This is a genomic window from Streptomyces sp. NPDC005576 (assembly GCF_042871745.1).
Classification (GTDB): domain Bacteria; phylum Actinomycetota; class Actinomycetes; order Streptomycetales; family Streptomycetaceae; genus Streptomyces.
Genome location: NZ_JBIAJC010000005.1, coordinates 362010 through 378196, shown reverse-complemented (window position 1 = coordinate 378196; position 16187 = coordinate 362010). Strand labels below are relative to the sequence as shown.

Annotated in this window: 16 protein-coding genes; 5 read left to right on the top strand and 11 right to left on the bottom strand. The window is 71.6% G+C overall.

Annotated elements, in window-relative coordinates:
* Positions 1–74: 74 nt before the first annotated feature.
* The 3 genes from ACFYPN_RS11765 to ACFYPN_RS11755 all read right to left on the bottom strand — a co-directional run bounded on the left by ACFYPN_RS11765 (position 75) and on the right by ACFYPN_RS11755 (position 2415).
* Positions 75–1349 (bottom strand): aminotransferase class I/II-fold pyridoxal phosphate-dependent enzyme, encoded by a 1275-nt coding sequence (locus tag ACFYPN_RS11765; protein ID WP_389297941.1) that lies wholly within the window; start codon positions 1347–1349, stop codon positions 75–77.
* A 210-nt stretch (positions 1350–1559) separates the two neighbouring features.
* Positions 1560–2129, bottom strand: coding sequence for a DinB family protein (locus ACFYPN_RS11760; protein WP_389297859.1), 570 nt, complete (start codon positions 2127–2129; stop codon positions 1560–1562).
* 133 nt (positions 2130–2262) lie between these two features.
* On the bottom strand, positions 2263–2415 hold the full coding sequence (locus ACFYPN_RS11755; protein ID WP_389297857.1) for a hypothetical protein: 153 nt from the start codon (positions 2413–2415) through the stop codon (positions 2263–2265).
* Between the two features lie 955 nt (positions 2416–3370).
* On the opposite strand from ACFYPN_RS11755, the gene ACFYPN_RS11750 reads away from it, so the two are divergent.
* The 3 genes from ACFYPN_RS11750 (at position 3371) to ACFYPN_RS11740 (ending at position 5934) form a co-directional block, all read left to right on the top strand.
* Entirely contained in the window at positions 3371–3808 is a 438-nt protein-coding gene (locus ACFYPN_RS11750; RefSeq protein ID WP_389297855.1) for a glutaredoxin domain-containing protein, read from the top strand.
* 125 nt (positions 3809–3933) lie between these two features.
* The gene (locus ACFYPN_RS11745; RefSeq protein WP_389297854.1) at positions 3934–4629 is read left to right on the top strand and encodes a TetR/AcrR family transcriptional regulator; all 696 of its coding nucleotides are present in this window, start codon (positions 3934–3936) and stop codon (positions 4627–4629) included.
* Positions 4630–4731: 102 nt separating this feature from the next.
* Complete coding sequence (locus ACFYPN_RS11740) at positions 4732–5934, top strand: FAD-dependent oxidoreductase (protein ID WP_389297852.1); 1203 nt, start codon at positions 4732–4734, stop codon at positions 5932–5934.
* 224 nt (positions 5935–6158) lie between these two features.
* Here ACFYPN_RS11740 and ACFYPN_RS11735 read toward each other — a convergent pair whose 3' ends face one another.
* The 3 genes from ACFYPN_RS11735 to ACFYPN_RS11725 all read right to left on the bottom strand — a co-directional run bounded on the left by ACFYPN_RS11735 (position 6159) and on the right by ACFYPN_RS11725 (position 9361).
* Positions 6159–7010 carry a class I SAM-dependent methyltransferase gene (locus tag ACFYPN_RS11735; RefSeq protein ID WP_389297851.1) on the bottom strand — a complete coding sequence of 284 codons (852 nt, stop codon included), beginning with the start codon at positions 7008–7010 and terminating at the stop codon, positions 6159–6161.
* Between the two features lie 107 nt (positions 7011–7117).
* On the bottom strand, positions 7118–8287 hold the full coding sequence (locus ACFYPN_RS11730) for a cellulose binding domain-containing protein (protein ID WP_358764208.1): 1170 nt from the start codon (positions 8285–8287) through the stop codon (positions 7118–7120).
* Between the two features lie 201 nt (positions 8288–8488).
* Entirely contained in the window at positions 8489–9361 is an 873-nt protein-coding gene (locus ACFYPN_RS11725) for a helix-turn-helix transcriptional regulator (protein ID WP_389297849.1), read from the bottom strand.
* Positions 9362–9569: 208 nt separating this feature from the next.
* Between ACFYPN_RS11725 and ACFYPN_RS11720 the strand changes: the two genes are divergently transcribed.
* Positions 9570–10331, top strand: a complete 762-nt coding sequence (locus ACFYPN_RS11720) for an SDR family oxidoreductase (RefSeq protein WP_389297847.1) — start codon at positions 9570–9572, stop codon at positions 10329–10331.
* Positions 10332–10462: 131 nt separating this feature from the next.
* On the opposite strand, the gene ACFYPN_RS11715 is transcribed toward ACFYPN_RS11720, so the two are convergent.
* From ACFYPN_RS11715 to ACFYPN_RS11695, 5 genes are all read right to left on the bottom strand, one after another.
* Complete coding sequence (locus tag ACFYPN_RS11715) at positions 10463–10831, bottom strand: YbjQ family protein (RefSeq protein WP_389297846.1); 369 nt, start codon at positions 10829–10831, stop codon at positions 10463–10465.
* Between the two features lie 74 nt (positions 10832–10905).
* A complete protein-coding gene (locus ACFYPN_RS11710; RefSeq protein WP_358764161.1) occupies positions 10906–11787 on the bottom strand; it encodes an SGNH/GDSL hydrolase family protein in 882 nt (293 codons plus the stop codon).
* Positions 11788–11844: 57 nt separating this feature from the next.
* A complete protein-coding gene (locus ACFYPN_RS11705) occupies positions 11845–12156 on the bottom strand; it encodes an SCO4225 family membrane protein (protein ID WP_358764160.1) in 312 nt (103 codons plus the stop codon).
* Between the two features lie 141 nt (positions 12157–12297).
* Positions 12298–12981: a response regulator transcription factor gene (locus ACFYPN_RS11700; protein WP_358764158.1), complete on the bottom strand. Its 684-nt coding sequence runs from the start codon at positions 12979–12981 to the stop codon at positions 12298–12300.
* On the bottom strand, positions 12978–15380 hold the full coding sequence (locus tag ACFYPN_RS11695) for a histidine kinase (protein WP_389297843.1): 2403 nt from the start codon (positions 15378–15380) through the stop codon (positions 12978–12980). The genes ACFYPN_RS11700 and ACFYPN_RS11695 overlap by 4 nt, the downstream gene beginning before the upstream one ends.
* Before the next feature lie 270 nt (positions 15381–15650).
* Between ACFYPN_RS11695 and ACFYPN_RS11690 the strand changes: the two genes are divergently transcribed.
* The gene (locus ACFYPN_RS11690) at positions 15651–16100 is read left to right on the top strand and encodes a DUF5707 domain-containing protein (RefSeq protein ID WP_389297841.1); all 450 of its coding nucleotides are present in this window, start codon (positions 15651–15653) and stop codon (positions 16098–16100) included.
* Positions 16101–16187: the final 87 nt, after the last annotated feature.

Here is a 16187-nt window from a genome sequence, read left to right as displayed (position 1 = left end):
GTGCGCTCCGGCCCGCCCCCGTCGAGGGAGGCGGGCCGGAGCGCACCGCTGGCCGGAGTGCGTACCCGGAATCGTTACTTCGCGGCGAGCCGCTTCTCGTACCCGACGACCCGCACGCACGCGGTCAGGCCGAGGATGGCCTCCTCCAGCTCCTGCTGCGTCGGGTAGCTGGGGGCGATCCGGATGACCGAGTCGCTCGGGTCGTCGCCGTACGGGTGGGTGGCGCCGGCCGGGGTGAGCACGATACCCGCCGCACCGGCGCGCCGGACGACCTCCTTCGCGCAGCCCTCCTCGACCACCAGGTTCACGAAGTAGCCGCCCTTGGGCTTCGTCCAGGAGGCGAGGCCCGTACCGCCCAGCTCGGCTTCGAGGATGCGCTGCACGGCCTCGAACTTCGGCTGCAAAGCCTGACGCTGACGGTTCATCAGGTCACGTACGCCGTCCGCGTCACGCAGGTACATCGCGTGCCGGAGCTGGTTGACCTTGTCCGGGCCGATGGACCGCTTCGCGTTGTTGGCGAGCAGCCACTTCACGTTGGCGGGGGACGAGCCGAAGAAGGCGACGCCCGAACCCGCCAGGGTGATCTTGGAGGTGGAGCCGAACACGAACACCCGGTCCGCGTTCCCGGCCTCGTCGCAGGCGGCGAGCAGGTCGGCGATCTCCACCCGCTCCTCGGTGAGGTGGTGCACCGCGTACGCGTTGTCCCAGAAGATGCGGAAGTCGGGTGCGGCGGTCTCCATCGCGGCCAGCCGGGCCACGGTCTCGTCGCTGTAGACCACGCCGTCCGGGTTGCTGTACTTCGGGACGCACCAGATGCCCTTGACGGCAGGGTTCTCCGCGACGAGGCGCTCGACCACGTCCATGTCCGGACCCGCCCCGGTCATCGGCACGGGGATCATGTCGATGCCGAACCGCTCGCACAGCGCGAAGTGCCGGTCGTAACCGGGGACGGGACAGAGGAACGCGATCCGGCCCTGGTCCACCCAGCGGGACTCGGCGCCCGGCACCACGCTGAGCAGCGCGTGCACCAGGGAGTCGTGCATCAGCTCCAGGCTGGAGTTGCCGGCCGCGAGCAGCTGCGCCACCGGCACCTGGAGCTGCTCGGCGAAGATCTCGCGCAGTTCGGTCAGCCCCTGGAGACCGCCGTAGTTGCGCACGTCGGTGCCGTCGGCGGCGGTGTGGCGGCCACCCGGCAGGCTCAGCAGGTCCTCGGAGAGATCGAGCTGCGCGGGCGCCGGCTTCCCCCGGGTCAGGTCGAGGGAGAGACCACGGCCGGCCAGCTCCTCGTAGTCCTGCCTGGCACGGTCGACAAGGGTGCTCAGGTCGCTCGGGGCTCCGGGGGCGCTCAGGGCGTCGGAGCTCAGCTCGGTGGTCACGGTGTGTCCTCTCGCGGGTCCCGCTGGTGCCGGACGGCACCATCCCGAGGATACAAACCGGCCAGTGGCCCGCTCCTTGCGGTGTTCGTCCGCTCCCGGCGCTCGGCTTCTCTCGGGGCGGCGGTCGGCGGGACGCGGTGGCCGTCGGGTGACGCCGCCGTCGGCGTGGAGCACCTGTGCCGGTCAGGCGAGGACCAACCACCGCCGCCCGTCGATGAGTTCGCGGGCCGCATCGAGGTGGCCGGCGTGGCAGGCGGTCTCGGTGACGACGTGCAGCAGGAGATCGCGCAGGGTGTGGAGATGCGGTTCGCCGAAGAGCTGGTGCGGCCACCAGGCGAGGGGCGCGTCGGCGGAGGAAGCGGCGGCGATGACGGCGTCGGCGCGCTCGCTCTCGGTGAGGTACGTGCCGAGGATGTCGGAGGGCGAGGCGCCGGCCGGGACCTGCCAGGCGTCGTCGATCTCGTCCAGGCCCCGGACGACCTTCGCGTCCCCGAGGAAGACGGCCCGGAACCAGAACCGCTCGACATCGAGTGCCAGATGCCGCACCAGCCCCAGGCAACTCCATCCCGAGGGCAGCACGGGCCTGCGCAGCGCCTCTGCGTCGAGCCCGTCGAGTATCCCGAGCACGTGCCGACGCTGGGCGCGCAGGCAGGCGAGGAGTACGGCGATCTCGGCTCCGGGGGCGTAACTCGGTTGCCCTGGCTGCTGGTTCGGGATGGGGACGGGGGGCTGGTTGCCGTGTGCGTCAGTCATGGGGAGAGCCAAGCACGCGGCACTGACAGGCTTGCCCACCGAGGGCCCCTGGGGACGCGGAAGGCCCCGGCCGCCGTACCCGAGGAGCTCGTGGGGTCCGGCGACCAGGGCCTTCCTGCCTGCGGCTACGACGTCAGCGCACGTCGATGAAGTCGCCCGCGGCCGTGGCCGGCGGGGTCGTCGTGGTGCCGGCGACGGAGTAGCGCCAGTACCCGTCGACCGAGGCCGTCACCGTGGTCCTGAGGTTCCCGACGCTGTCCGTCTTCACCGTCTTCACCGTCTTCACCGTCTTCACCGTGGTGTACGTGGTCGTCCCGTTCTCGCGGAACTGGAGCCGGACCGGCTGGGTGGCGTAGCCGTGGTAGCCGCGTCTCCCAGTTGGAGCGCGAGAGCTTGCCGGTGACGGTGATCGGCTTGCCCTTCACCACGGGTTCCGGCGCGGCGTTGGCGGTCTGGATGGAGTCGCGCTGGAGGTTCACCGACACGGCGGCGTGCAGGTCGGTGAGGCTCTTGCCGTTGGCCGATTCCGTCCGGGCGGCGAGTTTCCAGGTGCCGGCCAGGGCGTGGAGACCGAGGGGCCAACGGGGGGAGACGTAGGCGAAATCGGCCTCGCACGAGGAGGTGGTCGCGGTGACCTTGGGGTCAGGAGGTAGGACGGGCGCTGCCAGTCGCTGTGCAGCGCCACGGAGAAGTAGTCGCCAGGCGGAAGCCTGAGGGACGCGGACGGGCCGATGGCGTCGCTGTTGACGGCGTACGACGCCCAGGTCTTGCTGTTCCGGACGTAGAAGAGTTTGGACATCACGTCGGCGTTGGTGATGTTCAGCGCCACGGCGTAGGTGGCCGCCGCACCCGCCGCTGCGGGAGCGGCCGCCCGGGCGCTCGGGACGGGAATCCTGGTGGGTGCGACCCGCGTCGGCAGAGCGGTCGGGCGCACTTCGAGAGCACCGCCCGACGCACCGAATGCGTAGGTCTTGGCGTCGGCCGTGCCGCTGTCGGTGATGCGTACACAACACCCCGTGACGTGCAGCGGTGTTGATCGTCGCCAGCTTGGACGTCCCCTCCTGCGGCGACACCGGGCCGTGGGCTGCACCGTGGGACCGGCAGCGCTACCGGAAAGCGGTAGCGGCCGAGCACCGCGACCGGCGGCCCTTCCCCCTGAGCCACCCAAAAATGGACAACAACGCACGCTGCCCGCTCACCCGCCACCGCTATCGGCGCGCCCGGCACTAGCCTGCGTCACCATGATGCGCGCATGGATGGTGCCGGTGTTGTTCCTGGTTTGCGGCTCGTTCGCTGCGACCGGGTGGGTGGTCAGGGGGTTTTCCGTCGCTACTGTTCCCCTCCTGCTGATGTTCGTCCTGCTCGCGGGGGTGCACTCGCCGCTGGCATTCCCACGGTCGGTGAGCGCGGTGGAGGCGCGACGACGCAGCGCGGTCGACGGCCGGCCGATCGTCTACTGGAGGGCCGGCTGCAAGTACTGCCTGCGCCTGCGGTTCCGGTTGGGCCGCAGCGCCCACCAGGTGCACTGGGTCGACATCTGGCGCGACCCTGCCGGAGCGGCGGTGGTGAGGGCGGCCAATGACGGTGACGAGACCGTGCCGACCGTCGTGGTCGCGGGCCAACCGCACGTCAACCCCGATCCCGCATGGGTACGTGCGCAGCTCTCCCCGTCCAGGTGAGCGGCGCAACCTCGCCTCGCTCGGACACCAAGTCGTAGACGCTCTCCCGGACGGTGCGGTCAGAGCCGCACGAACATGTTCGTGAAGTACTTGTTCGCTACGAACATGTTCGCTATTCTCGTCGTATGACACCAGCCACTCCCGCACCCCGCAGCCGCCGTGAGCGGCCCGCCAAGCCCGCGCTCAGCCATGCGGGCATCGTCGGGGCCGCCGTGCGGATCATGCGGGCCGAAGGGCTCCAGCGCGTGACCATGCGGCGGCTCGCGACGGAGCTGGACACCGGGCCCGCCTCGCTCTACGTCTACTTCGGGAACACGGCCGAACTCCACGCCGCGATCCTGGAGGAGTACCTCGGCGCGGTCGACCTGAGTCCCGCGAAGGCGCCGGCCGCACCACAGGACGACTGGCGGGAGCGGCTCGTCCAGGTGCTCGCCTCGTACACCGGGGTGTTGTTCGAGCACCCGAGCCTGGCGCGGTCCGCACTCGTGGCGCGGCCCACCGGGGCGAACTACCTGGCGCTGGTGGAGGCGGTCCTCGGCCTGCTGGACGAGGGCGGGGTGCCTCCGGGGCAGGCCGCCTGGGGCGTGGACGTACTGCTCCAGCTGGCGACCGCCGCCGCTGCCGAGCAGGCCACCCGGTCGGAGACGGACTCCGCGGAGGAGGAGCACGACGCGCTGGTGGGGGCGTTGCGCGGGGCCTCGGCCGACGCGTACCCCCATATCGCCGCGGTCGGCGACGAGCTGTTCTCCGGCAACCCGCAGCAGCGCCTCGGGTGGATGTTCCGCGTGGTCGTCAACGGCGCGCTGACCACCCCGCGTTGACCACCCCGCGTTGACCACCACCGCCGCGCGCCGGCCAATTGCGCGCCGACCACCCGCGCGACCCGTCATGCACCACTTCGCACGTCGAGAAGGAGCCACGCCATGACCACCAGCACCGCCAGCACCAACCCCACCGCCCCCACCCCCCACCACCCGATCGCCGTCATCGGCGGCGGGCTCGGCGGCCTCACGCTCGCCCGGGTCCTGCACGTGCACGGCATCGAGGTCCCGGTCTTCGACCTGGACGCCTCGCCGGACGCCCGTAAGCAGGGCGGGATGCTCGACATCCACGAGGAGACCGGGCAGGCGGCCCTGCGCGAGGCGCGGTTGCACGAGGCGTTCCTGGCCAAGGTGCACCCGGGCGGCCAGGCGCTGCGGGTGCTCGACAAGAGTGGCGCCGTCCGCCTGGAGGAGGAGGACGACGGCTCCGGGGAGCGCCCCGAGATCGACCGGGGCGCTCTGCGGGACCTGCTGCTGACCTCCCTCCCGGAGGACACCATCCGCTGGAACTCCAAGGTGGTGGCGTGCCGGGCGACGGACGGCGAGGGGAGCCGGGGCCGGTACGAGGTGACCCTCGCCGACGGGTCCGCGTTCACCACCGATCTGCTGGTCGGTGCCGACGGCGCCTGGTCGCGGGTACGGCCGCTGGTGTCGGACGCGCTGCCCGCGTACACCGGCGTCTCCTTCGTGGAGGTCGATCTCTTCGACGCGGACACCCGCCACCCGGAGTCGGCTGCGGTGCTCGGTGGCGGGATGTTCTTCGCCCTCGGCGACGAGAAGGGACTGCTGGCCCACCGCGAGACGGACGGCAGCCTGCACGTCTATGTGGCCCTGCGCGCCGAGGAGAGCTGGCTGGGTACGGTCGACTTCACCGACTCCGACGCGGCGAAGGCCGCCGTACTGGAGCACTTCGCGGACTGGGCGCCCAGCCTGCGCGGGCTCATCGCGGAGGCGGACGGATCGCTCGTCCCCCGGTACATCCACGCCCTGCCGGTCGGTCACCGCTGGGAGCGGGTTCCGGGCGTCACGCTGCTCGGGGACGCGGCGCACCTGATGTCGCCGTTCGCCGGGGAGGGCGCGAACCTCGCCCTGATCGACGGCGCCGACCTCGGCCGTTGCCTGGCCGAGCACCCGGGGGACACGGAGGCGGCGCTTTCGGCGTACGAGGCGATCCTCTTCCCGCGCGCCGAGGAGATGGCGCGGGAGTCCGCCGGGGGGCTGGAGGCCATCTTCTCCCCGGCCGCCCCGCAGCCGCTGCTCGACATGTTCGCCGGGTTCGGCGGTCCGGACACGGAACAGGGCTGACGCAGACCTGGCGTTCCCCGCCGCCGATTCCGTAGGCCCGGAGGAGGACCTGATCCTGCGTGATGGGCGTCGCGTCGTACGTGAGGGGTGGGGGCCAAGAGGGGGTATCCACCTCTCTCCACTCTCCACATGTCCGGCGCTGAGTACGCGTGCGGGGGCCGGGGCGCGGGGCCGGGGCCGGGCGGTGGACGGGCGGGTTCTTCGGTCCGGTTCGGGCGTCGCGCTCAGGCGGCCCGGGCGAGGACGAGGTCGTTGACGCGGAGCATGGAGATCGCGCCACCCCCGGAGTCCAGCAAACGGCCTGTGTCGAGCAAGAAGTGGTCGAGGTTCCGGTCGGGGAGGATGCGGTAGGCGGAGACCGAGGCGAGGAAGGCGAGGTAGCGGGCGGTGTCGTACCGCAGGTTCTGGCGGAAGCGCACCGTACGCAGGTCGGTGAAACGTCCGTCGCGCCGGATCTCGTCCACCGGCCGGCCAGGTCCCTCCACTCCGTCCACGGTGCCCGCCTCTTCCCCGTACCGGGAGGCGAGGGCGTCGTGCGGGGGCTCTTCCACACCGTGGAGGCGGTCGATGTACCGCAGTTCCGCCAGGAGTTCGGGATCGATGACGGCGAGCGGTTTCCAGAACAGGGCCAGCGTGCCGCCGGGTTCGAGGGCGGAGTGGGCGAGGTCCCAGCGGTGGTCCGGGTCCACCCAGTGCCAGGAGGTGGCCGCGTACAGCAGGCCGAAGCGGCCTGCGGCGGGGCTGGCGGAGGGAGTCCACCGCTCGAAGTCGCTGACCTCCACGTGTACATGGGGGCACCCGGCCGTGTTGTGGCGCAGCACCTCTGCCATCCGGGGGTCCGGTTCGACGCAGACGAGCGGTACTCCGCGTGCCGCGAAGAGGGCGGTGGCCTTGCCGGTGCCGGCGCCGACCTCCAGTGCCGTACGGCCTCCGAGGGCCGCGTGCTCCAGCACCTCGGTGACCAGCTCGTCGGCGTACCCGGGGCGCCCTCCGTCGTACGCCTCGGCCGCCTCGCCGTAGACCGTACGGCGCGGGGGGCCGCCGGCGGTGTCCGGGAACCGGTCCGGTGCGGTCACGGTGGCCGACCTGCCGTCCCCGGCGGGTTCGGGCCGGGGACGGCAGGGGCTCTACGGTGCTGCGGTGGTGCGTGCTGAACCGGTCGGACGACCGGACGGGCGACTGGTCAGACGACCGTGCAGGCGGCTCCGCCGAGGGTGAAGCTCGACGGTTCCGCGTAGGTGCCGCTGTAGGTGCCCTGGAAGCCGAAGGACTGGGTGGCTCCGGGGCTGATGACGGCGTTGGACGCGGAGCTGTGCGCGGTCACCGCGCCGCTGCTGGGGCTGACCGTCGCGTTCCAGGCCTGCGATATCTGCTGGCCGGAGGGCAGGGTGAAGGCCAGGTTCCAGCCGTTGACCGCCGCGGTGCCGGTGTTCTTGACGGTGACGTTGGTGGTGAACCCACCGGGCCACACGTTGGGCGTGTACTCGACCTGGCAGGCGGACTGTCCGGCCGGCGGGGTCGTCGTACCACCGCCACCCGTACCGCCACCGGTGCCGTTGCCGTTGGTGTCCTGGCCGTCGGTGACCGAGGACGAGAAGGCGGAGAGCGAGAGGCCCGCCCCGCCCACCCACGGCTCGAAGCCCGCCTGCACGCTGGTCAGGTACCAGTTGGAGGCGGCCATGCCCTGGCTGACCGTACGGTCGATGAAGTCCTTGACGTCGAACGACCAGCTGGTGATCGCGGACGGGGCGACGAAGGAGATCACGTCGTTGCCGCCGTTGTTCCCGGTCCAGATCTGCCAGGTCTTGCCACCGATGGTGGCGGTGCTGGTCGGTGATCCGATGGGCTGGATGGAGCCGACCCGGTTGAACCAGATCATGATCTCGGTCTTGTTGACACCGTCGGTCTTCGGCTGGGGGTCCAGCCAGATGTCGAACGCCGCGTCATAGGTGGCGTTGTTGACGTACCCGTACGTCAGCGACGTCGGCACGGCCGCGATGGTGTCGATCCGCTTCGGCAGGTTCGTCCCGGGCGAGCAGTTGGTGTAGTGACAACCGAGGAAGATCGCCGGGTACGACTTCGGGGCGCCGTTGGTGGCGACGGACCCGTCCGCCTGGGCGACGGTGAACCCGCTGTCGTTGACGTTGATGCACTGGGTGGCGCTGGTGCCCCAGCGGTTGTTCATGACGGTGTAGCGGCCCTGGATCGTGGTGCTGCCGTACTGCTCGCAGATCTGGCCGGTGGCCTGCGTGGCCTGGGTCGCCGCCTGGGTGGGGGTGGCGGTGAGCAGTGCGGTGGTCGTACCCAGCATCAGCGTCAGAGCTGTCAGGAAGGCGCGTGCACGGTGTCGCATCATGTCCCTTCGGGCAGTGGGGGAAGGTGACGGGATAGCCGTGGGAGCGCTCCCATCCAGTGGGGGACTGTAGGGGCGGCCGGGAGAGGGTGACAAGACGCCGGACAGGGTTTGTTGCGTTCGTGGGAAGTGAAGCGCTTCGACGGAACTCGGCAGCGGGCATGGTGAGTTCGGCGGCGTCGGGGCGGCGTCGGGGCGGCGTCAGGGCGTCTTCGGGTGGTGCGCGGCGTCCGCGGGCCCGCTCTGCTCCGGCTCGGACGGTGCGTGCGCGAGGGAGGCGAGGAGGCGCAGCTTCTCGTCGCTGTCGCTGCCCCTGTCCGGGTAGTAGACGACGAGGATGACGTCGTCGACGGGGAGTTTGTCGCGGTGGAGCCGCAGTTCACCGACAACGGGGTGGTGGACGGTGGTGGTGCCGCCGCCGAGATCCCGGACGTCGTGCCGGGCCCACAGGGCGCGGAACCGCTGGCTGGAGAGGGCGAGTTCGCCGACCAGCTCCACGAACCGGGGATTGTCGATGTCGTCCCCGATGGTGGTGCGGAGGGCGGCGACGAAGTCGGCGGTGGCTTTGGGCCAGTCCTCGTGGAAGGCCTGTTCCTCGGGGTCGAGGAGGAGGGAGAGGAGCCGGTTCCGGCCGGGCCGCAGGCGCGGCGAGAGGGCGACGGCCATGGGGTTGGAGGCCAGGACGTCGAAGGCGCGCCCTTCGACGAACGCGGGGATCTTCAGGTGGGCCAGGAGCTGGTGCACCCGTGCCGGTACGTGCTCGGGCCGCTTGCGGCGCGGAGTCCGGGGGCGTGCGGCCGAGAGGCCGAGCAGATACGTCCGCTCGACGTCGTCGAGCCGCAGGACGCGCGCGAGCGAGGCGAGTACCTGGGCCGACGGGTTCTTGTCGCGGCCCCGCTCCAGGCGCAGGTAGTAGTCGGGACTGATTCCGGCCAGCAGGGCGACTTCCTCGCGCCGCAGCCCGGGTACGCGGCGGTTGCCGCCGGGAGGGATTCCCGCCTGCTCCGGGGAGATCAGCTCACGGCGGGCACGGAGGTAGGTGCCGAGCCGGTTGTCGGATTCCTCGTCCCTCATGGCGCCTCCCTCATGCCACCCACCGTAATGCGGCGGGCGGCCCCCGAGCGCGTCGTGGAGGGGGCCCTGACAGGACCAGGAAGACGGGGGCCTCGTCACGACCGGGGAATGCGGCCGAGCTTTTCGGTATCACCGCTGCGCTGCTTCACCCCAGCACCGCAGCACCGCAGCACTGTCCGAAAGGACAGGGAACCCAAGGGACGACCTCGTGGATCTCTCCGACCGCACTCTGTTCATCGTCGGCGGCACGTCCGGCATCGGCCGAGAACTGGCCCGGCGGTTCGCCGCGGAGGGCAGCACCGTCGCCGTCGGCGGCCGCAGCGCGCAGGCGCTCGCCGGACTCTCCGACGAGGGCATCGGCGCCTTCGACATCGACGTCACCGACGGTGACTCCGTCGCGCGCGCCCGCGACGCCGTACTCGCCCGGTATCCCCGACTGGACACCGTGGTGATCATGTCGGGCGTCATGCTCCTGGAGGACCTGCGCGACCCGGCGCACTTCGAGGCGGCGCGTATGACGATCGACACCAATCTGATCGGCACCATCCGGACCATCGACGCCTTCACCCCGCACCTGGTGGCACGCGGCGTCGGCACCTTCGTGACCGTCACCTCCGGCATCGCTTTCCTGCCGTTCCCGCCCATGCCCACCTACGCCGCCTCCAAGGCCGCAGTGCACGCCTACTCCGAGGCGCTGCGCGCGCAACTGGACGGCACGGGCGTCGGCGTCGTCGAACTGGTCCCCCCGGCCGTCGCCACGGCAGGGCAGGAGAAGGTGAACCCGCAGGCGCTGCCGCTCGACGGGTTCGCCACCGAGGTGATGGAGCTGCTCGCCCAGGACCCCACCCCCGACGAGATCCTGGTCGAGCGGGTGCTCACGCACCGCTGGGCCGAGCGCGACGGCACCTACGACGACCTGGTCGCGAAGCGTTCCCAGGCCCTCACCATGCTCCCCGGCCGCCGAAGCTGACACTGCCCCCGGCACTGTCCCCGGCCCCGGGCGTCACCGCACTGCCCCCGGCCCAGGGCGTCACCGCCGTGCCCCGGCCCCCGGCGATGACGCCGGGGGCCGGGGCGGCGGGAGGGTCGGGCGGGTAGCCGTCAGGCCTTCGGGGCGATGACCGCGGCCGTTCCGTAGGCGCAGACCTCGGTGCCGATGTCGGCGGCCGTCGTGACGTCGAAGCGCATCGCGAGCACGGCGTTCGCGCCGCTGGCGCGGGCCGCCTCGATGAGGCGCGCCATGGCCTCGTTCCGGGTCTGTACCAGGGTCTTGGTCAGGCCCTTCAGCTCGCCGCCGATCACCGACTTCAGGCCGGCGCCCAGCTGGGAGCCGATGTTGCGGGAGCGCACGGTGAGGCCGAAGACCTCGCCCATCACCTGCGTCACCTCGTGGCCGGGTACGTCGTTGGTGGTCACGACCAGGACCTCCGAGCTCTTCGCCGGGCCGCTGGTGTAGTCATCGATGGACATGTGTTTCGCCTTACGTGAGGAGGAGTTGGGGATGAAGGTGGAGCTCTGTCGAGTGAACTCGACCACGGGGAGGGTCAGTTCCCCATTCGGTTGTACGCCTCTTCGGCGATGACCAGCTGTCCGAAGGCGGTCGGGTGGGCCGACCCGGGTGTCACCGGCAGCAGCGGATTGATCCACGCCCCCGGGGCCCTGCACATGTCCTTGCCCTGGAACAGCTTGGCCGTGTCGATGAATTCGGCCTGCTTGAGGTAGGCCGAGAATTCCAGCATGAAGTTCAGCCGGCTCGTGGTCTGGTTCAGCCAGGTGATGTCGCCCTTGGCCAGGGGTGCGGAGGCGCCGCAGAGGGCTCCGTCGTCGGGGAAGAGGTTCGGGTAACCGACCACCAGGACACGGGCCCGGGGGCTGCGCAGCTTGATGTCGGCGAGCATGTCGGGCAGGCGCGAACTCAGCTTGGCGAAGGCCGCGTCCACGTCGGCGGCCTCCTTGTCGCGGCAGGGAGTCCCCTCCTTCGTCGTGAGCCCGGCGAGGACGCAGGTGGTGAGCACGTCGGTGAAGCCGAGGTCGTTGCCGCCGAGCGTGACGGTCACCAGGTCGGTGTCCTTGGTGAGGGCGTTGACCTGGGGAGCGGCCGTACCCTCCCAGTTCCACAACGAGCGCGTGGTGGCGCCGGAGCAGGTGACGTCCTTGTACACGGCCGGCTTGTACGTCGCGGCTATCCAGGCCGGGTAGCTGCCCGAGGTACGTCCGCACGCGGCGTTCCGCACCGGGGTCAGACCCACACCGGCGGCGTACGAGTCGCCGAGGGCGACGTAGTGGGTGACGGAGCTCTGGGCAGAGGTACCGGCCGCCCCGGCCGGAGCGCTGCCGGCGAAGAGCAGTGATGCCGTGGCGGCGGCGAGAGCGGCGGTGGCCGTCGCACCTCTGCGGAGCTTGGCGAGGTGGCGGGAGTGCTTCATCGATTTCCTTGCGATGGGCGTAATGGGCGGGTGGAACAGACGGACCGGAGACTCGGATCAGGACGCCGGGTCGGGCCGGTGCCCCCGGCGCAGCGCGCCGGCGATCCAGCCGATGAGCAGAGCGTTGATCAGCGCTCCGAGAACGATGGAGAGGAGGAAGGCCACGTCGCTGTCGGGCAGTACGAGCAGCAGGACGAGGCTGGAGGGGATGGTGGCGAACATCGGGATGACGGCCGCCATGGACCCGTCGCCGGAGGCGACGATCGCCCACCCGAGGAGAAGGGCACAGCCCACCAGGTAGACACGGGCGGCGAGGGTGGAGAGCGCCCGGCGCACCGAGCGGACGAGGGAGCGGCCTGGACCGGCCATGGTGGTGGACTCCTGGGTGGTGGCGGCCGCGACGCGGCTGTTCGACGGGTGGTACGGAAACGGGGACGCGTACGGGCATGACGGCCTGGTGCACGGGCGGTCGGGCCCCCCCAGCAGACAGGCGCCCCGGCGCCCCGGCGGTCAGGCGGAGGAGTGGGGCGGGTTCGGGTGGGCGAGCCCGAGGTCGTAGGCGAGGATCGTCGCCTGGACCCGGTCACGGAGTTCGAGCTTGCGGAGCAGCGCGTTGACGTGGGATTTCACGGTGCCCACGCTGATACCGAGGTGCTCGCCGATCTCCGTGTTGGTGAGCCCGGACGCGATGAGGGTGAAGACGTCGAGTTCGCGTGCGGTCAGGTGGTTCAGCTCGCGTGGGGTGCTGCTGCCGGGGAGTCCGGAGCCGGGTACGGACGCGTAGTGGTTGATGAGCCTCCGGGTCGCGGAAGGTGCGAGGACGCTCTCCCGGGCGGCCACCACCCGGATGCCCTGGAGCAACTCCTCCGGGTGCACGTCCTTGAGGAGGAAGCCGGAGGCTCCGGCGCGCAGGGCGTCGAAGACGTAGGAGTCGAGGTCGAAGGTGGTCAGCACCAGGACGCGCGGCGCGTCCGGGCTGCCGCTGATGATCCGAGTGGCGGCGATACCGTCGAGTTCGGGCATCCGGACGTCCATGAGCACCACGTCGGGGGCGAGTTCGGCGGCCAGGCGTACCGCCTCGACGCCGTCGGCGGCCTCGCCGACGACCGTCATGTCCTCCTCGGCGTCGATGACCGCGGCGAACCCCGCTCGTACGATGCCCTGGTCGTCGACGACCAGCACGTTGAGGCTCATCGTTCTCCCCTTTCGTTGTTCTGCCGCACGGCGTCGTTCTGCTGCACGGCGTCGTCCGGCTGTGCCGAAGGCATGGTCGGTACGGCGGGTGTGGCGGGCAGGGGCAGCCGGACGAGCACCGGGCCCGGCGGGCTGGTGGTGCAGGTTCCGCCGATCGCCGCGGTGCGTACCGTCAGTCGACGGCCGAGGGTGGCCCGGGCGGTGTCCGGAACTCCTGTCACCGAGAGCGTCAGCGTCTCTTCGTCCACATCGAGTGCGAGCACCATGGGCTCGTCGCCGCCGGCCGCCAGTGCCGTCTCGCACGCATGGTAGGCAGCCAGGTCCACCCGGGTGGGCAGCCATTTCGGCATGCGGTCGGTGAGGTGTATCTCGATCTCCCTCCCGGTGGCCCGGAGCTGGTGGGCGAGGAGGTCGAGGGCCTGGAGGGTCGGCTGCGGCCGGAGGTCGGGTGCCGTCTCCGTGTCGCGGACGGCGTCGAGCAGGGCGCGCATCGCCGTGAGGGCTTCGCGGGCACGTTCGGCGACCGCGTCGAGCCGGCCCGCCTCGGCCTGCGCGACCAGGTCGACCGTCCGGGCCAGCACCGTGGTCTCCAGCCCTTCGGCGATCCTGCGGCGTTCGGCCCACGCGTCGCGTACCGCCTCCTCGGTCCAGGACGCGAGGTGGGTTGCCCGGGAGCTGTGGGCGGCCCGGAGGCGTCGCCCGCGCAGGACGCCGATCCACCACGCCGCGCCGACCGCGAGGGCCGCCTCGGCCGTCGCCCCCGCGACCAGCGCCCAAACCGGCATGGTGGTGCCCCGGTGCAGGACGGCGGCGGTGGTGGCCGAGGCGTGCACCACCACTGCCGTGAGCGGTCCGGCCGAAAGGCGCAGGGCGGCGGCACGGCGGTCGTCGCGGTCGAGTGAGGCGTCCGGCGGGCCGCCGGCCGCGACGGAGACGATCACCGCGCAGGTGGCGGCCATGCTCAGCAGGGGCGGCAGGAGGACCGGGCCGGTGTACGCACCCGTGGTCATCGCCACCGGCCAGAGCAGGGCGAGACCGAGGACGACGGCCTGGGTCGCCACGGGCACGCGGTGCCGCCACAGCAGGGCGAGGGCCTGCGCCGAGGCCAGTAGCGCGAAGAGCACGCTCGCCGGCACGCGCTGGTCGTTCGTCGCGGTGTACTCGGTGTGGACCACCAGCAGCGGCAGCAGGGGTTGCAGGACGAGGCCGGCCGCGGCGGCCGTCTGGGCGAGGCGGTAGCTCCGTGGGACCGACCGCTCCACCGAGGTGGCGGCGTGCCGACCGGGCAGGGTCGCGCGTACCTCCCAGCCGCCCCCGGCGGTCGGGCCGCTGGTCAGGGTGCCGCCGGCCTCACGGGCCCGGGACCGCAGGAAGCCCTGGCCGCGTCCCGAGCCGAGGCCCGCGCCGTGGGCCGTCGATCCGGCGGGCGACGGCCCACTCGTGACGAGCAGCTCCGTGCGGGTGTCGCCGTACACGCACCGTACGGTCGTGGGTGCCCCGGGCGCGTGGCGCGCCACGTTGGTCAGGGCCTCCCGGAGGACGCCGTAGACCGCGTCCGCGACGGCCCCGTCCGGCAGTGGGCCGATCTCGCTCTCCACCCGCTGCCCCAGCCGGGAGAACCCGGCGACCAGGCCGCGCAGTCGCTCCTGGGGGGTGGGAAGTTGTTCCCGCGAGGGTGCGGGGGCCCGTACGGCGCCCAGGGCCCGGGTGACCTCACGGCCGGTCTCGGCGGCGAACTCCAGTGCTTCGCCGACCATTTCCGGCCGGCGTTCGCGCAGTCCGAGTGCCGCGCCCGCGGTGACGACGACAGCTGTCAGGTGGTGCGCGCTGACGTCGTGCAACTCACGCTCCATACGGCGTCGTTCGATCTCCGGGAGCCGGTGGCGCTCGATCTCCGCGAGCTTCAGCCGCTCTTCGGCGGCCCGCCGTGCCCGGTGGGCCCGACGCGCCAGCAGGCCGGCCGCGCAGGCGGCGGCGTACAGCGAGGTGGTCAGGACGCGGTCCAGCCCGTTGAGGTCGCTGAGCCCGTGCAGCGTGATGTTCTGCAGGAACTGCCAGGAGGCGAGGGCCACCGCGCACAACAGGCCGGTGAACGTGTCGCGTTCGCGGGCCACGGTGAAGAGGGCCAGTGCGACACCCGCCGTCCCGAGGACCGCCACCGCTCCCGTGGGCAGCGGCTCGGCGCCCAGCGCGCAGGCGGCGACGACCACGACGAGGGCGCCCTCGGGCCGGGTACGGCGGAGGCAGAGGGCGGCGGTCACCAACCCGGCCACCAGGGCCGTCACCAGCAGGGCAGACCCGGACGGGAGGGTCCCGCGGATCAGCTCCGCCCCCGGCCACACGGCGGCCTGGGCGCAGATCAACAGGAGCGGGAGCAGCCGCTCGTCAGTACGTTTCATGACTACTCAAAGATATGAGCGCAGGTGAGCGGCTTCCTCCGGCTGGAGGAGGACCCCCGTCTCTTACCAGGGGTGGAGAGGCCGCACCCCTGGGTCGACGCCCCGTTCGTCCCGCAGCGTGAGGACATGGCCACGGCCCGAACCTAGGCTCGATCCCATCGAGAAAGCGGCAGGTCCTCACCGACGGGCCACCGGCTCAGTCCGGCCCCGCTCTCCCGCACATCGCTCCACACCATCCGTCTGTTCCGAATCCGGGGGATCACCATGTCCATGTCCAAGCGTGTTCTCGTTCCGACCGTCATCGGTGTCGTCGCTCTCGGCGCTGTCGCCGCCGGCGGCTATGCCATGGCCTCGTCCACCACCGAACTGGCGGTGGAGAACGGTTCGGCCCACTACGCCGCCCCGACCGCCCAGCGCGCCGGCAAGCTCGCCTACTCCGTCGACGTGAGCGACGACTCGGGGGTCCGTAGCCTCAAGGTCATCGCCTGGCCGAAGAGTTCGAAGCTCGAACCGACCGCGGCGGAGCTTCGGTACGCGGGTGATGCCGCGTGCAGCCGCACCTCCGACGAGACCTCCCGCTGCGCCTACACGCTGACGGTGTCGACGCGGGAGGCGGCCGATCTGGCGGCCGGTACCTGGTACGTGTCGGTGCTGGCGACGGCCCAGGACGGCGACACGGAGTTCGTCTCCCGCGCGGCCACCTTCGAGGTCACCCGCTGACACGTCACCGGGGACGAGCCACCCGGGGACGAGCCACCCGCCGACGCGTCACCCCGGCCGGCCCTCACCCGGGCCGGCCCACCGCGC

Coding starts and splice junctions, on each gene's coding strand:
- ACFYPN_RS11760 (WP_389297859.1), bottom strand. CDS start 2,129: ATGACTGACGCACACGGCAACCAGCCCCCCGTCCCCATCCCGAACCAG.
- ACFYPN_RS11750 (WP_389297855.1), top strand. CDS start 3,371: ATGATGCGCGCATGGATGGTGCCGGTGTTGTTCCTGGTTTGCGGCTCG.
- ACFYPN_RS11745 (WP_389297854.1), top strand. CDS start 3,934: ATGACACCAGCCACTCCCGCACCCCGCAGCCGCCGTGAGCGGCCCGCC.
- ACFYPN_RS11740 (WP_389297852.1), top strand. CDS start 4,732: ATGACCACCAGCACCGCCAGCACCAACCCCACCGCCCCCACCCCCCAC.
- ACFYPN_RS11730 (WP_358764208.1), bottom strand. CDS start 8,287: ATGCGACACCGTGCACGCGCCTTCCTGACAGCTCTGACGCTGATGCTG.
- ACFYPN_RS11725 (WP_389297849.1), bottom strand. CDS start 9,361: ATGAGGGACGAGGAATCCGACAACCGGCTCGGCACCTACCTCCGTGCC.
- ACFYPN_RS11715 (WP_389297846.1), bottom strand. CDS start 10,831: ATGTCCATCGATGACTACACCAGCGGCCCGGCGAAGAGCTCGGAGGTC.
- ACFYPN_RS11710 (WP_358764161.1), bottom strand. CDS start 11,787: ATGAAGCACTCCCGCCACCTCGCCAAGCTCCGCAGAGGTGCGACGGCC.
- ACFYPN_RS11705 (WP_358764160.1), bottom strand. CDS start 12,156: ATGGCCGGTCCAGGCCGCTCCCTCGTCCGCTCGGTGCGCCGGGCGCTC.
- ACFYPN_RS11700 (WP_358764158.1), bottom strand. CDS start 12,981: ATGAGCCTCAACGTGCTGGTCGTCGACGACCAGGGCATCGTACGAGCG.
- ACFYPN_RS11695 (WP_389297843.1), bottom strand. CDS start 15,380: ATGAAACGTACTGACGAGCGGCTGCTCCCGCTCCTGTTGATCTGCGCC.
- ACFYPN_RS11690 (WP_389297841.1), top strand. CDS start 15,651: ATGTCCAAGCGTGTTCTCGTTCCGACCGTCATCGGTGTCGTCGCTCTC.